We start from the raw sequence: 13668 nt of genomic DNA on the forward strand, positions 1-13668 counted from the left end.
GTGTGTGATCTGTCATTGCCCCCGGAGGGTGCCTGAGGGAAAATGGCCGCCTTTTTCCGGTCCCACTTTTATCTGCCCCAGGAGATCAGCGATGCCAAGCCGTCGTGAGCGAGCCAATGCCATTCGTGCCCTCAGCATGGATGCCGTGCAAAAGGCCAATAGCGGCCACCCGGGTGCCCCGATGGGCATGGCGGATATCGCTGAAGTGCTTTGGCGCGATTATCTGAAGCACAACCCAGCCAATCCAATGTTTGCCGACCGCGACCGGTTCATCCTGTCCAACGGCCACGGCTCGATGCTGATCTACTCGCTGCTGCACCTGACCGGTTACGACCTGTCCATCGAAGACCTGAAAAACTTCCGTCAGCTGCACAGCCGCACACCGGGCCACCCGGAATACGGCTACACCCCGGGCGTTGAAACCACCACCGGCCCACTGGGTCAGGGTTTCGCCAACGCCGTCGGTTTCGCGGTTGCCGAGAAGACCCTCGCCGCCCAGTTCAACCGTCCAGGCCACAACATCGTCGACCACCACACCTACGTGTTCATGGGTGATGGCTGCATGATGGAAGGCATCTCCCACGAAGTGGCTTCGCTGGCCGGTACCCTGCGCCTGAACAAGCTGGTCGCGTTCTACGACGACAACGGGATTTCCATCGACGGCGAAGTCGAGGGCTGGTTCACCGACGACACCCCGAAGCGCTTCGAATCCTACGGCTGGCTGGTCATCCGCAACGTCGACGGCCATGACGCCGACGAGATCAAAACCGCCATCGACACCGCTCACAAGAGCGACAAGCCGACGCTGATCTGCTGCAAGACCACCATCGGTTTTGGCTCGCCGAACAAGCAGGGCAAGGAAGACTGCCACGGCGCTCCGCTGGGCACTGACGAAATCGCCCTGACCCGCGCCGCGCTGAAGTGGACCCACGGCCCATTCGAAATCCCGGCCGACATCTACAGCGAGTGGAACGGCAAGGAAAAAGGCCTGGCTGTCGAAGCCGAATGGGACCAGCGTTTCGCTGCCTACTCCGCTGCCTTCCCGACCGAAGCCAACGAGCTGATCCGCCGCATGAGCGGTGAGCTGCCTGCTGACTTCGCCGAAAAATCCGCCGCGTACGTGGCTGAAGTCAACGCCAAGGGCGAAACCATCGCCAGCCGCAAGGCCAGCCAGAATGCCTTGAGCGCCTTCGGTCCGCTGCTGCCTGAATTCCTCGGCGGTTCTGCTGACCTGGCAGGTTCTAACCTGACCATCTGGAAAGGCTGCCGCAGCATCACCGGCGAAGACGCCACCGGCAACTACCTGCACTACGGTGTTCGTGAGTTCGGCATGGGCGCGATCATGAACGGGATCGCCCTGCACGGCGGTTTCGTGCCATACGGCGCGACCTTCCTGATCTTCATGGAATACGCCCGCAACGCCGTGCGCATGTCCTCGCTGATGAAGAAACGCATCATCTATGTGTTCACCCACGACTCCATCGGTCTGGGCGAAGACGGCCCGACTCACCAGCCGATCGAGCAACTGACCAGCCTGCGCACCACGCCGAACCTGGACTGCTGGCGCCCGGCTGATGCCGTTGAATCCGCCATCGCCTGGAAACACGCGATTGAACGTGATGACGGCCCATCGGCGCTGATCTTCTCCCGTCAGAACCTGCAACATCAGGCGCGTGATGCCGAGCAGCTGGAAAACATCAACCGCGGCGGCTACGTGCTGCGCGACTGCAGCGGCGAACCGGATCTGATCCTGATCGCCACCGGTTCCGAAGTCGGCCTGGCTGTTCAGGCATTCGACAAGCTGACCGCAGACGGCAAGAACGTCCGTGTGGTTTCCATGCCATGCACCAGCGTTTTCGAGACCCAGAGCGCCGAGTACAAGCAGTCGGTCCTGCCGCTGGAAGTCAGCGCGCGCATCGCCATCGAAGCTGCTCACGCTGACTACTGGTACAAATACGTGGGCCTGGAAGGTCGCGTGATCGGCATGACCACCTTCGGCGAGTCGGCGCCTGCCAACCTGCTGTTCGAAGAGTTCGGCTTCACGCTGGAGAACGTCCTTTCCACGGCTGAAGAGCTGCTGGAAGACTAAGCACCACCGCGTTGCCCTTGCAGGCGCGTGCCTTGTCCTGAGATCTGCTGCCTGAGCCTGGCAGATCGAGGGGTGAGCCACGCGCTTGCAGGTTCTCTGTACCACTCAAGATTTTGAGAACCCCATGCCTCAGCCTCGCCCATATAAAGTCGCCCTCAATGGTTACGGTCGTATCGGCCGCTGCGTGCTGCGCGCGCTGTGCGAGCGAGGTGCGAAGGCGGGCTTTGAAGTGGTGGCAATCAACGACCTGGCCGACATGGCCAGTCTCGAATACCTCACGCGCTTTGACTCCACACATGGCCGGTTCCCCGGCGAAGTGCGGGTCGAAGGCGATTTTCTGCACATCAACGATCACGTCATCAAAGTGTTTCGCAGCGCGACGCCGGAAGGCATCGACTGGGACTCACTCGACGTGGATCTGGTGCTCGAATGCTCCGGCGTCTACAACACGCGTGCCGATGGCGAGCGCTTTCTTTCGGCCCGCGCGCCGCGAGTGCTGTTTTCCCAGCCCATGGCCAGCGAAGCCGACGTCGACGCCACCATCGTCTACGGCATCAATCAGGAAACCCTGACGGGCGATGAGCAACTGGTGTCTGCCGCGTCGTGCACCACCAATTGCAGCGTGCCATTACTCGACCTGCTGAACCGCGAGCTGGGCCTCGAATACGTGACCATCACCACGATTCACTCGGCGATGAACGATCAGCCTGTGATTGACGCCTATCATCACGAAGACCTGCGCCGTACGCGCTCGGCCTTTCAGTCGATCATCCCGGTGTCCACTGGTCTGGCGCGGGGCATCGAGCGGCTGCTTCCGGAACTTGCCGGCCGAATTCAGGCCAAAGCAGTTCGTGTGCCGACGGTGAACGTCTCGTGCCTGGACATCACGCTGCAGGTCGCTCGTGATACCGATGCTGTCGAGGTCAACCGTATCCTGCGCGAGGCCGCTACCCGCGGCCCGCTAAAGGGGCTGCTGGCGTATACCGAATTGCCACATGCCAGCTGCGATTTCAACCACGACCCGCACTCGGCCATCATCGATGCCAGCCAGACGCGGGTCTCGGGCCCTCGGCTGGTGAACATCCTGGCCTGGTTCGACAACGAGTGGGGGTTTGCCAATCGCATGCTGGACGTCGCCGATCACTACCTGCACACCATCCATAAACAATAGTAAAAACAGGGAATGCCTCATGACCGTGTTGAAGATGACCGACCTCGATCTGCAAGGTAAGCGTGTACTGATCCGCGAAGACCTCAACGTTCCGGTCAAAGACGGCGTGGTGACCAGCGATGCACGCATTCTCGCGTCGTTGCCCACCATCAAGCTGGCGCTGGAGAAAGGCGCAGCCGTCATGGTCTGCTCGCACCTGGGTCGCCCCACCGAGGGTGAGTTTTCCGCCGAGAACAGCCTCAAGCCGGTCGCTGACTACCTGAGCAAGGCGCTCGGGCGTGAAGTGCCGCTGGTGGCGGAATACCTGAACGGTGTCGACGTCGAGGCGGGCGATATCGTGCTGTTCGAGAACGTGCGCTTCAACACGGGCGAAAAGAAGAACACTGACGAGCTGGCGCAGAAGTACGCCGCTTTGTGTGATGTGTTCGTGATGGACGCCTTCGGCACCGCCCACCGTGCAGAAGGCTCGACCCACGGCGTGGCCAAGTTCGCCAAAGTCGCTGCCGCAGGCCCTTTGCTGGCTGCCGAGCTCGACGCACTGGGCAAGGCTCTGGGCAATCCGGCCCAGCCAATGGCCGCCATCGTGGCCGGATCCAAGGTTTCCACCAAACTGGACGTGCTCAACAGCCTGAGCCAGAAGTGCAATCAGCTGATCGTCGGGGGTGGCATCGCCAATACCTTCCTGGCAGCGGCAGGTCATCCGGTTGGCAAATCCTTGTACGAGCCGGACCTGCTTGAGACTGCCAAAGCCATCGCCGCCAAGGTCAGCGTGCCGTTGCCGGTCGACGTGGTGGTTGCCAAGCAATTCGCCGCCGATGCCGAAGCCACCGTCAAGCTGATCGCCGATGTGGCCGAGGACGACATGATCCTCGACATCGGTCCTCAAACAGCTGCTCACTTCGCCGAATTGCTGAAATCTTCCAAGACTATTCTCTGGAACGGCCCGGTCGGCGTCTTTGAGTTTGATCAGTTCGGCGAAGGCACCAAGACGCTGGCTCACGCAATCGCTGAGAGTTCTGCGTTTTCTATCGCCGGCGGGGGCGATACGTTGGCCGCCATCGACAAATACGGTGTAGGCGACAAAATCTCCTATATCTCTACAGGCGGCGGCGCGTTCCTCGAGTTCGTCGAGGGCAAGGTTCTGCCTGCCGTGGAAGTTCTGGAACAACGCGCCAAGGCCTGACCGGCCAAGGTGAAGGGGAGTGAAATGGTCAAGCCATTACCGCTGTTGATCATGGCGGGTTTGCTGGTCGGCTGCGCAAGCAAGCCTGAAGCGGAAACGGCGTCCAGCGCGGCGCCGGGATTGCTTCAGGTCAGCTGCTATCAGGCGGGCTGGCAGGCGGAAACCGTACCGATCGTTTACAAGCGTGGCGGGCCTGAAGTCTGGGAAAAATACGAATTCATGCCTGCCGTGGGACCAGTCCCCTGTCACTGATGCTCAGTTGACCACTGATGCTCAGCTGACGGTGCGCCGGAATACAGGAACAGCATTGCCCCTGCCATGATCGACATCCGTCACGCGATGCAGGGGATTCAGGAGTAGTAATGAAAGGCTTGTTAGCCCTTGCGACACTGATGCTGCTGAGCGGTTGCGCCAGCATGAAGGCTTCGGAACCGGCAGCCCCCTGGACCCATTGGGTCTGCGACAGCAAAGCCGAGATTTTCTGGAAGTACGCCGATGCCGCGAAGAAGGAGGTGGATGTGCGCCTCAATCAGAGCGAGCAGGTATTCCGTCTGCAAGCGTCGCCCGGAGCTTCCGGCGCGCTCTACAGTAACGGCGTGCTGGCGTTTGACAACAAAGGCAGCGAAGGCCTGGTCTACTGGGACGCTACCAACGATTTGATCGGTCGTGGCTGCAAGGCGCCGTAAAGGGCCGGGCAGTTCGAACGAGGCTGTACCGGGGCGATGACTGAGCAATCGACCCCTATAATTTGAATAGCCGCCAATACGGCACGCACGATTAACGACCCCACCGGGAGAGAGACAGACAATGGCACTTATCAGCATGCGCCAGATGTTGGACCACGCAGCCGAATTCGGTTACGGCGTCCCTGCATTCAACGTGAATAACCTGGAACAAATGCGCGCCATTATGGAAGCGGCCGACAAGACCGATTCTCCGGTGATCGTTCAGGCTTCCGCCGGTGCGCGCAAATACGCTGGCGCCCCGTTCCTGCGCCACCTGATCCTGGCGGCAATCGAAGAATTCCCGCACATCCCGGTGGTCATGCACCAGGACCACGGCACCAGCCCTGCTATCTGCCAACGCTCCATCCAGCTGGGCTTCAGCTCGGTGATGATGGACGGTTCGCTGCGCGAAGACGGCAAAAGCCCTGCGGACTACGACTACAACGTACGCGTCACCCAGGAAACCGTCGCCATGGCTCACGCCTGCGGTGTGTCGGTTGAGGGTGAGCTGGGTGTTCTGGGCTCGCTGGAAACCGGCATGGCCGGTGAAGAAGACGGCGTCGGCGCAGAAGGCATGCTGGATCACAGCCAGATGCTGACCGATCCGGAAGAAGCAGCTGATTTCGTCAAAAGAACCCAGGTCGATGCCTTGGCCATCGCCATCGGCACCAGCCACGGCGCGTACAAGTTCACCAAGCCGCCTACCGGCGACATCTTGGCGATCGAGCGCATTAAAGAGATCCACAAGCGCATTCCGAACACCCACTTGGTAATGCACGGTTCTTCTTCCGTTCCGCAGGAATGGCTGAAAATCATCAACCAATACGGCGGCGACATTAAAGAAACCTACGGCGTGCCGGTCGAAGAAATCGTTGAAGGCATCAAGCACGGCGTGCGCAAGGTCAACATCGACACCGACCTGCGTCTGGCGTCCACCGGTGCCATCCGCGAGTTCATGGCGAAAAACCCGAGCGAGTTCGACCCACGCAAGTATTTGGCGAAAACCGTATCGGCCATGCGCGACGTGTGCATCGCCCGTTACGAAGCATTCGGCACCGCCGGCAACGCCTCCAAGATCAAGCCGATCTCCCTGGAGAAGATGTTCGAGCGTTATGCCAAAGGCGAGCTGAACGCCAAAGTGAACTGATCGTTTTCTGATCAATTTGCTGAATGAAGAGGCCCGCAGCGATGCGGGCTTTTTTGTGGCCGCGATCTGTGCTTCTACACGGTATGTTGCCGGCCGGGCAGGGCGATGATCCGCCCGACATACCTTGGCTCAGGCTGATCAAGTTGAGCTTCCGAGAGCAGGCGCAAGGCCTGCAGCGACGCTTCGCTGAACGGCGCCGACTTCGGTCCGGCGGCCAGATCCACATGCAGCAGCATTTGCTCGCTCGCTGCCAGCTCGACATCCCCGTCTGCCTTGTACAGCCCGTGATAGATCTGCACCCGCTTGCCATCGTGTCCGACGATTTGCGTACGCACTTCCACCGACTCGCCGAGCTTCACCTCGTGCAGGAAGTTGATGTGCGCCTCGAGCGTGAACAGCGAGTGGCCGCTTGCATCCCGGTCATCCCTGGCGAGGCCGATGCGGTCCATGAAAGCGTCTGTGGCGAAGCTGAAAATCAGCAAATAGAAGGCATCGCGCAGGTGGCCGTTGTAGTCGACCCAATCGGCGAGGACCGGGGTTTTGTAAGTGATGAGCGCAGGCATAGGAGTTCCAGGGCTGAAATCGTGGTGAGCTGAATGGGCCTATTCGTGAGCAAGCTCACTCCCACAGGTTTTGCGTGAACGAATGTAGGACCGGCTTTAGCCGGGAAGACGGCAAGCGCCACACCGCAACATTTCGGGTGCTCATCAGGACAGTATTTCCCGATCCCCTGTAGGGGTGACCTTGCTCGCGAAAGCGTCAGTTCAGACGATGGGGCGCATGGCGTATCAATCCTCAAACGCCATTCCATGCCTGGCCTTGGTGGTTTTCACCGCCTCAAGCACCGCCAGCAGGCAGTCATCGCGATACCGCTCCAGCGCCGCAATGCTGTGGCTACCCAGCTGATCGGAGGTGCCATCGACCACGTCGTCAATCAGCTTGTCGGTCAGCTCCGGTGCCGGAAGATAGGTCCACGGCAACTGCAACGCCGGACCGAACTGCGCCATGAAGTGACGCATGCCCGCATCGCCACCGGCCAGGGTATAAGTCAGAAAGGTGCCCATGAATGACCAGCGCAAGCCGGCGCCGAAACGAATCGCGTCATCAATTTCGCCGGTGGTCGCCACCCCGTCATTCACCAAATGCAGGGCCTCACGCCACAGCGCCTCGAGCAAGCGATCCGCAATAAAACCGGGGACCTCTTTACGCACATGCAGCGGTCGCATGCCCAGTGATTCGTAGACCTGAATCGCTGCCTGCACCGCTTCCGGTGCAGTGTTCTTGCCGCCGACCACTTCCACCAGCGGTAGCAGATAAACCGGGTTAAACGGATGCCCCACCACGCAGCGTTCCGGGTGCGTGGCGCTTTCGTAAAACTCCGACGGTAGCAGGCCGGAGGTGCTGGAAGCGATGATCGCGTCAGGCTTGGCCGCCGCGCTGATCTTGCTGTGCAGATCCAGCTTGAGGTCAAGGCGCTCTGGGGCGCTTTCCTGAATGAAGTCGGCGTCGCGAACACACTCTTCGATGGTGTCGACGAAGCGTAGACGTTCCTGGGAGGCGCCCGATGCCAGGCCCTTTTGCTCAAGCGCTGGCCAGGCGTTGGCGACGCGTTTTCGCAGCGCTGCTTCGGCTCCCGGCGCCGGGTCCCAGGCCACGACGTCCAGGCCATGAGCCAGCGCGCGCGCCACCCAACCGCTGCCAATGACACCGCTGCCCAAGGCCGCGAAGGTTTTGATGGTGGTGATGAAGGTCATGTCGGTTACTCGAGAAAGTGTCGAAGCCTTTGTGGGAGTGAGCTTGCTCGCGATAGCTACTTATCTGCCCCGATGTGTGACTGACACACCGTTATCGCGAGCAAGCTCACTCCTGCGCGGTAGGATTTGTGTGGGGATCAAAACCGCTTTTTCAGCCCCATCTTCACGCGGCCCTCGGCCGGGGTCAGAACCCGGGCGCCCAGGCGGCTGAGAATCTCGCTGGCGCGCTCGACCAGCGCGCCGTTGCTGGCGAGCACGCCTTTGTCGAGCCAGATGTTGTCCTCCAGACCGACCCGCACGTTGCCGCCGAGCAATACCGCCTGCGCAGCCATCGGCATTTGCATGCGCCCGATACCAAAAGCGGCCCACACTGCGTCAGCAGGCAAGTTGTCGACCATGGCTTTCATCGTGGTGGTGTCCGCCGGCGCGCCCCATGGAATGCCCATGCACAGCTGAAACAGGGGGTTGTCGAGCAAGCCTTCTTTCATCATCTGCTTGGCAAACCACAGGTGGCCGGTGTCAAAAATCTCCAGCTCGGCTTTCACCCCCAGCTCTTGAATACGCTTGGCCCCCGCCCGCAGTTGCGCGGGTGTGGACACATAAATGGTGTCGCCATCGCCGAAGTTGAGGGTGCCGCAATCCAGTGTGCAGATTTCCGGCAGCAGCGCTTCGACGTGCGCGAGCCGGGTCAGCGGCCCGACCAGATCGGTGCCGGGGCCGAAATCGGTCGGACGTTCGCCCGGGCCGATTTCCAGATCGCCGCCCATGCCTGCCGTCAGGTTGACGATGATGTCGATGTCGGCTTCACGGATGCGGTCCATGGTTTCGCGGTACAGCTCGACGTCACGGCTGAACTTGCCGGTCTCGGGGTCGCGAACATGGCAGTGCACGACGGTCGCCCCGGCCTTCGCGGCCTCGACTGCGGCAGCGGCAATCTGCTTGGGCGTGATCGGGACCAGGTGGCTTTTCCCGGTCGTGTCGCCAGCACCGGTCAGTGCGCAGGTGATGATGACGTCGTGATTCATGGGTAAGGTTCCTTGCAGGCCAGACAGTGACGCGGACGTTTGGGGCCCGCTTTTGAGGTGCAAAGCTACGCAGCGGCGAGCCCGTCAAAACGCACAGCGGCGACAAGGTCTTGCACAGCAGCGACCTGTGCGGTTGCTGCCGATCGGTAAAGAGGTGTATTTGATGAGCGGGTCCGGGAAGCGCAATCGTTTTTGACCCCGCCTCGCGCAAATCGCCCATAGGCTCAAATCCCAAGGAACGCGCCAACGATGTCCCAGGATTTCTACTTTCTGCTCATGCCCGGCTTTTCGATGATGGGTTTCGTGTCGGCGCTGGAGCCGCTGCGCGTCGCCAATCGCTTTGGTGGCGAGCTGTTTCGCTGGCACATTCTGAGCGCCGACGGCGGTCCGGTGATTGCCAGCAACGGCATGTCGGTGAACGCCGATGCCGCACTGGAGCCACTGAAAAAAGGCGCAACGCTGTGGGTGATGGGCAGCGTTGATCCGCTGAAGTTTTATACCGGGACGCTGGAACACTGGCTCCGCCGCCTGGACCTGGAAGGCGTGACTCTCGGGGCCATCGACACCGGCAGTTTCGTCCTCGCCCAGGCCGGTCTGTTGGAGGGCTATCGTTTGACTCTGCACTGGGAAGCGCTGGACGCCTTCAAGGAAACCTATCCCCGGCTGCAAGCAACACAGGAATTGTTCGAGATCGATCGGCGCCGCATTACGTCGGCTGGCGGCACGGCCTCCATCGACATGATGCTCGACCTCATCGGGCAGGCCCACGGAGCTGACATGGCGATCAAGGTCTCCGAGCAGTTCGTTCTCGGGCGCATACGTCAGCGCAAAGACCACCAGCGCATGCAGATTGCCACGCGCTACGGCATCAATAACAAGAAACTGGTTCAGGTGATTGGCGTCATGGAGCAGCACACCGAGCCGCCGCTGAGCACGCTGGAACTGGCGGAAGGGATTCAGGTGACGCGGCGTCAGCTGGAGAGGCTCTTTCGTCTGCACCTGAACGATACGCCGAGCAACTTCTACCTCGGCCTGCGGCTGGAAAAAGCCAGGCAACTGCTGCGTCAGAGCGACATGAGCGTGCTGGAAGTCAGTATTGCGTGCGGGTTTGAATCGCCATCGTATTTCACCCGCAGTTACAGGGGGAGGTTTGTGGTGTGCCCGAGGGAGGACCGAGGGCGCACGCGTGAGGTGAAGACTGTTTGACTGCTGATTATTGTCAATTATACTCGCGACTATAAATTATAGTCCGATCAATAATTGGGTATAAATCATGACCAAACGCACTGGTTTTGTGTTCAAGCGCACTGGCCTCGCAGCTACTGTCGCAGAAGGTTTAACCGGCGAAGGACTGCACGATTATTCATCAGGATTGTTTCTCGCGGCGCCGCGTCGCACGGGTAAGAGCACCTTCCTGCGCGAAGACCTGGTTCCGCAGTGTCTGAGCGAAGGCTGGCTGCCAGTGTATGTCGACCTCTGGGCTGATCGTGAACAGGACCCCGCAGAGCTGATCAGTGCGGCCATCGCCGTTGCCCTGGTGCCGTACGAAAAGGGCATTCGCAAGCTCGCCAAATCAGCCGGGGTCGACAAACTCAATTTCCTGCGCACGCTGTCGTGGGACTTCACCACGCCGCAATTGCCAGCGGGCTCGACGTTAACGCAGGCGTTGCAGCTGTTGCACAGTGCGTCGCAGAAGATGATCGTGCTGATCATCGATGAAGCTCAGCATGCCTTGACCAGTGAGGCCGGGGTCAACGCAATGTTTGCGTTGAAGGCCGCACGGGACGAACTGAATCAAGGTCATGAGCAAGGCAACGGCGCCTTGCGGCTAGTGTTGACGGGCTCGAACCGAGACAAGCTGGCCCATCTGGTGCTGAACAAAAACCAGCCTTTTTATGGATCGAGCATCACGCCGTTTCCGCTGTTGGGCAAAGACTTCACCAAGGCCTACACGGCCCATCTCAACAGCCATCTGGCACTCACCAATCAGTTTTCCGCGGCCGATATTGACTCCGCATTCGAGCTGGTGGGGCGCCGCCCCGAAATGCTGCGTGCAATCATCGGCGATGTAGCACTTGAGCTCGGAGACGCCGAGAATCTTGGCCAACTGCTGCATGACAGCGCCCGGTTGCTGCGCGCTGGCGTGTGGGAAGAGTTCGAAAGCGCGTATAACGCCCTGACTTTGCCGCAGCGCGCAGTGCTGGAGGTGATGGCTGACCGTGCGCGCGATAACCAGCCGTTCGCACCCTTCGCCGATGCAACGTTACTTGCAGTGGGCAAGGCGCTAGAAGCGCTGGGGAGCGAAGTGGTACCGGGCACTCAGACCATTCAGGCGGCGATCGATGCGCTCCGTGATAAAGAGCTGGTGTGGAAATCCAGTCGCGGCGCGTACGCCTTGGAAGACAAGGCGCTCGGCGAGTGGCTGCTGCAACGAAGAGAACCCAAGTAAGCGTAATGCTTACTTAGTCTTCATCAACGCCGAGCACGCCGCCTTGTAAGCCTCATGCTGATATTTGTTCAGCGCTGTCGGCAGCTCAAAGCTGTGCTTCTTCATCTGAGCATTAATCGTCTGAGGCGACAGCAGGATGACGTCACAGTCTTCCAGCAGTTGGAAGATGGTTTCGATTTTGAACGTCGTCGGGCCGCCGGCGAACTCGCCTTTCTTGCTGCGTTTTTTGATCGCGATATGGCCGATGCCGTTGTCACGCACGAAGGCCTCGATTTGGCGGGCGAGCGCTTTCACGTTGGCGGCCTCATCGTCGTCTTCAAGGGCGATCTTCTTGATTGGCAGTGGAACGTGTTCGAGCGCGCCGAACGCGCGAGTGGCGACAGCGAAGATGGCCTCGCTGCCTTTGATTTCTACGCCGCAGATGTTCATGTGCATACCTTGAGCTCGGGAAGGGCGTCAGGGTAGCGCATTCGGGATCACTCAGACTGCGCGACGGTGTCCAGATACTCCGATCGCTCGTCGCTGGCGCGGGTCAGGCAATCGTTCTGGTCGATGTTGAATTCTTTAGTTCCGGGCTTGGCCGGGAACACTTCAACGGCGCAATCCGCGTCACGCAGTTTTTTCCAGGCTTCCTGGGCCGCCTTGAGTTTGGTGGCGAATTCCTCGGCCTGGGCCTTGTTCGCCCCGAACTGCGTCTGCACCCGCTCAAGCACGTTCTGCACATTCTCGGTCAGCAGCTTCTCCGCCGTGTCGCGGCTGTACACCGAGCACTCAAGCGTCTGCTGATCTTCTTCAACGCCGTCACAAGGGTTCGCGGCCGGATTGGATGCAGCGTGTGCGCCTGTCGCGAATAGAGCCAGAGCCAGAAACATGGTTTTCATTGGGGCTTTCCGAGTCAGAGATGGATTGGATTCTCGCCCAAGCGCGAGGCAATGAACAGGTATGAAATGCGGCCGGAAAAAGACCACGTCCCCCCTTTGTCGTTTCTTGACGCTTTCGGCAATTCCCCTGTCGTTTTTGCACCCGGCTCCTCTGACCCTCAGGCATATGCTGACCCCAAAGCGCCGGCAGACCTTCCGGCCATTAAAGAACTACAGGGGACCGCCTGATGAGCCCAGCCGAATTACACGCCGACAGCATCGTCATTGACGGGTTGATCATTGCCAAATGGAACCGTGAGCTGTTCGAGGACATGCGCAAAGGCGGCCTGACCATGGCCAACTGCACAGTTTCGGTGTGGGAAGGTTTTCAGCAGACCGTCAACAGCATCGCGTCCAGCCAGAAACTGATTCGTGAGAACAGCGACCTGGTGATCCAGGTGCGCAACACCGCTGACATCCGCAAGGCCAAGGAGCTGGGCAAGACCGGCATCCTGTTCGGCTTCCAGAATGCCCATGCTTTTGAGGACCAGATCGGCTACGTTGAGATCTTCAAACAGCTGGGCGTGGGCATCGTGCAGATGTGCTACAACACCCAGAATCTGGTGGGCACCGGCTGTTACGAGCGCGACGGCGGCCTGTCGGGTTTCGGGCGTGAAATCGTCGCTGAGATGAACCGCGTCGGCGTCATGTGCGACCTCTCCCATGTCGGCTCGAAGACCTCCGAGGAAGTCATCCTCGAATCGAAGAAGCCAGTGACCTACTCTCACTGCCTGCCTTCGGGCCTCAAAGAACACCCGCGCAACAAATCTGACGCGGAGCTGAAGTTCATCGCCGATCACGGCGGCTTTGTCGGTGTGACCATGTTCGCGCCGTTCCTGGCCAAGGGCATCGATTCGACCATCGACGATTACGCCGAAGCCATCGAGTACGTGATGAACATCGTCGGCGAAGACGCCATCGGCATCGGCACTGACTTCACCCAGGGGCACGGCCAGGAATTCTTCGAATACCTGACCCATGACAAAGGCTACGCCCGCCGCCTGACCAACTTCGGCAAGATCATCAACCCGCTGGGCATCCGCACCGTCGGCGAATTTCCGAACCTCACCGAGACCCTGCTCAAACGCGGCCATTCCGAGCGCGTGGTGCGCAAGATCATGGGCGAAAACTGGGTACGCATCCTGGGCGATGTCTGGGGCGAATAAGCCTCCGGATTCACTCGCCGAACACAGAATTTTTCCCTC

Annotated in this window: 14 protein-coding genes; 9 read left to right on the forward strand and 5 right to left on the reverse strand. The window is 60.0% G+C overall.

The window, feature by feature from the left end; all coding sequences use genetic code 11:
* Positions 1-91 precede the first annotated feature (91 nt).
* The 6 genes from tkt (at position 92) to fba (ending at position 6315) form a co-directional block, all read left to right on the forward strand.
* On the forward strand, positions 92-2089 hold the full coding sequence (tkt, locus tag BBI10_RS19375) for a transketolase (protein ID WP_065991237.1): 1998 nt from the start codon (positions 92-94) through the stop codon (positions 2087-2089).
* Positions 2090-2213: 124 nt separating this feature from the next.
* Entirely contained in the window at positions 2214-3260 is a 1047-nt protein-coding gene (gene epd, locus BBI10_RS19380) for an erythrose-4-phosphate dehydrogenase (protein WP_065991238.1), read from the forward strand.
* A 19-nt stretch (positions 3261-3279) separates the two neighbouring features.
* Positions 3280-4443, forward strand: a complete 1164-nt coding sequence (locus tag BBI10_RS19385) for a phosphoglycerate kinase (protein WP_065991239.1) — start codon at positions 3280-3282, stop codon at positions 4441-4443.
* Between the two features lie 24 nt (positions 4444-4467).
* Positions 4468-4695, forward strand: coding sequence for a hypothetical protein (locus tag BBI10_RS19390; protein ID WP_065991240.1), 228 nt, complete (start codon positions 4468-4470; stop codon positions 4693-4695).
* A 110-nt stretch (positions 4696-4805) separates the two neighbouring features.
* Positions 4806-5129: an MliC family protein gene (locus BBI10_RS19395; protein ID WP_065991241.1), complete on the forward strand. Its 324-nt coding sequence runs from the start codon at positions 4806-4808 to the stop codon at positions 5127-5129.
* A 121-nt stretch (positions 5130-5250) separates the two neighbouring features.
* Positions 5251-6315 (forward strand): class II fructose-bisphosphate aldolase, encoded by a 1065-nt coding sequence (gene fba, locus BBI10_RS19400; protein ID WP_065991242.1) that lies wholly within the window; start codon positions 5251-5253, stop codon positions 6313-6315.
* 74 nt (positions 6316-6389) lie between these two features.
* Here fba and BBI10_RS19405 read toward each other — a convergent pair whose 3' ends face one another.
* The 3 genes from BBI10_RS19405 to BBI10_RS19415 form a co-directional block, all read right to left on the reverse strand.
* A complete protein-coding gene (locus BBI10_RS19405; protein WP_065991243.1) occupies positions 6390-6878 on the reverse strand; it encodes a thioesterase family protein in 489 nt (162 codons plus the stop codon).
* Positions 6879-7103: 225 nt separating this feature from the next.
* Positions 7104-8069 carry an L-carnitine dehydrogenase gene (locus BBI10_RS19410; RefSeq protein ID WP_065991244.1) on the reverse strand — a complete coding sequence of 322 codons (966 nt, stop codon included), beginning with the start codon at positions 8067-8069 and terminating at the stop codon, positions 7104-7106.
* Positions 8070-8206: 137 nt separating this feature from the next.
* On the reverse strand, positions 8207-9094 hold the full coding sequence (locus tag BBI10_RS19415; protein WP_065991245.1) for a 3-keto-5-aminohexanoate cleavage protein: 888 nt from the start codon (positions 9092-9094) through the stop codon (positions 8207-8209).
* A gap of 249 nt (positions 9095-9343) precedes the next feature.
* Between BBI10_RS19415 and BBI10_RS19420 the strand changes: the two genes are divergently transcribed.
* Together BBI10_RS19420 and BBI10_RS19425 are read left to right on the forward strand one after the other, a co-directional pair.
* Positions 9344-10300, forward strand: a complete 957-nt coding sequence (locus BBI10_RS19420) for a GlxA family transcriptional regulator (RefSeq protein ID WP_065991246.1) — start codon at positions 9344-9346, stop codon at positions 10298-10300.
* Between the two features lie 67 nt (positions 10301-10367).
* Complete coding sequence (locus BBI10_RS19425) at positions 10368-11543, forward strand: hypothetical protein (RefSeq protein ID WP_065991247.1); 1176 nt, start codon at positions 10368-10370, stop codon at positions 11541-11543.
* A 9-nt stretch (positions 11544-11552) separates the two neighbouring features.
* Here BBI10_RS19425 and BBI10_RS19430 read toward each other — a convergent pair whose 3' ends face one another.
* Entirely contained in the window at positions 11553-11972 is a 420-nt protein-coding gene (locus tag BBI10_RS19430) for a DUF3010 family protein (RefSeq protein ID WP_065991248.1), read from the reverse strand.
* 47 nt (positions 11973-12019) lie between these two features.
* Positions 12020-12424, reverse strand: coding sequence for a lysozyme inhibitor LprI family protein (locus BBI10_RS19435; RefSeq protein WP_065991249.1), 405 nt, complete (start codon positions 12422-12424; stop codon positions 12020-12022).
* Between the two features lie 227 nt (positions 12425-12651).
* On the opposite strand from BBI10_RS19435, the gene BBI10_RS19440 reads away from it, so the two are divergent.
* Positions 12652-13629: a dipeptidase gene (locus BBI10_RS19440; protein ID WP_065991250.1), complete on the forward strand. Its 978-nt coding sequence runs from the start codon at positions 12652-12654 to the stop codon at positions 13627-13629.
* The last annotated feature ends 39 nt before the right edge of the window (positions 13630-13668 follow it).

Origin of the sequence: Pseudomonas graminis (assembly GCF_001705435.1) — a bacterium.
Lineage (GTDB): Bacteria > Pseudomonadota > Gammaproteobacteria > Pseudomonadales > Pseudomonadaceae > Aquipseudomonas > Aquipseudomonas graminis_B.

Coding starts and splice junctions, on each gene's coding strand:
- epd (WP_065991238.1), top strand. CDS start 2,214: ATGCCTCAGCCTCGCCCATATAAAGTCGCCCTCAATGGTTACGGTCGT.
- BBI10_RS19410 (WP_065991244.1), bottom strand. CDS start 8,069: ATGACCTTCATCACCACCATCAAAACCTTCGCGGCCTTGGGCAGCGGT.
- BBI10_RS19425 (WP_065991247.1), top strand. CDS start 10,368: ATGACCAAACGCACTGGTTTTGTGTTCAAGCGCACTGGCCTCGCAGCT.
- BBI10_RS19435 (WP_065991249.1), bottom strand. CDS start 12,424: ATGAAAACCATGTTTCTGGCTCTGGCTCTATTCGCGACAGGCGCACAC.
- BBI10_RS19430 (WP_065991248.1), bottom strand. CDS start 11,972: ATGAACATCTGCGGCGTAGAAATCAAAGGCAGCGAGGCCATCTTCGCT.
- BBI10_RS19390 (WP_065991240.1), top strand. CDS start 4,468: ATGGTCAAGCCATTACCGCTGTTGATCATGGCGGGTTTGCTGGTCGGC.
- BBI10_RS19385 (WP_065991239.1), top strand. CDS start 3,280: ATGACCGTGTTGAAGATGACCGACCTCGATCTGCAAGGTAAGCGTGTA.
- tkt (WP_065991237.1), top strand. CDS start 92: ATGCCAAGCCGTCGTGAGCGAGCCAATGCCATTCGTGCCCTCAGCATG.
- fba (WP_065991242.1), top strand. CDS start 5,251: ATGGCACTTATCAGCATGCGCCAGATGTTGGACCACGCAGCCGAATTC.
- BBI10_RS19440 (WP_065991250.1), top strand. CDS start 12,652: ATGAGCCCAGCCGAATTACACGCCGACAGCATCGTCATTGACGGGTTG.
- BBI10_RS19405 (WP_065991243.1), bottom strand. CDS start 6,878: ATGCCTGCGCTCATCACTTACAAAACCCCGGTCCTCGCCGATTGGGTC.
- BBI10_RS19395 (WP_065991241.1), top strand. CDS start 4,806: ATGAAAGGCTTGTTAGCCCTTGCGACACTGATGCTGCTGAGCGGTTGC.
- BBI10_RS19420 (WP_065991246.1), top strand. CDS start 9,344: ATGTCCCAGGATTTCTACTTTCTGCTCATGCCCGGCTTTTCGATGATG.
- BBI10_RS19415 (WP_065991245.1), bottom strand. CDS start 9,094: ATGAATCACGACGTCATCATCACCTGCGCACTGACCGGTGCTGGCGAC.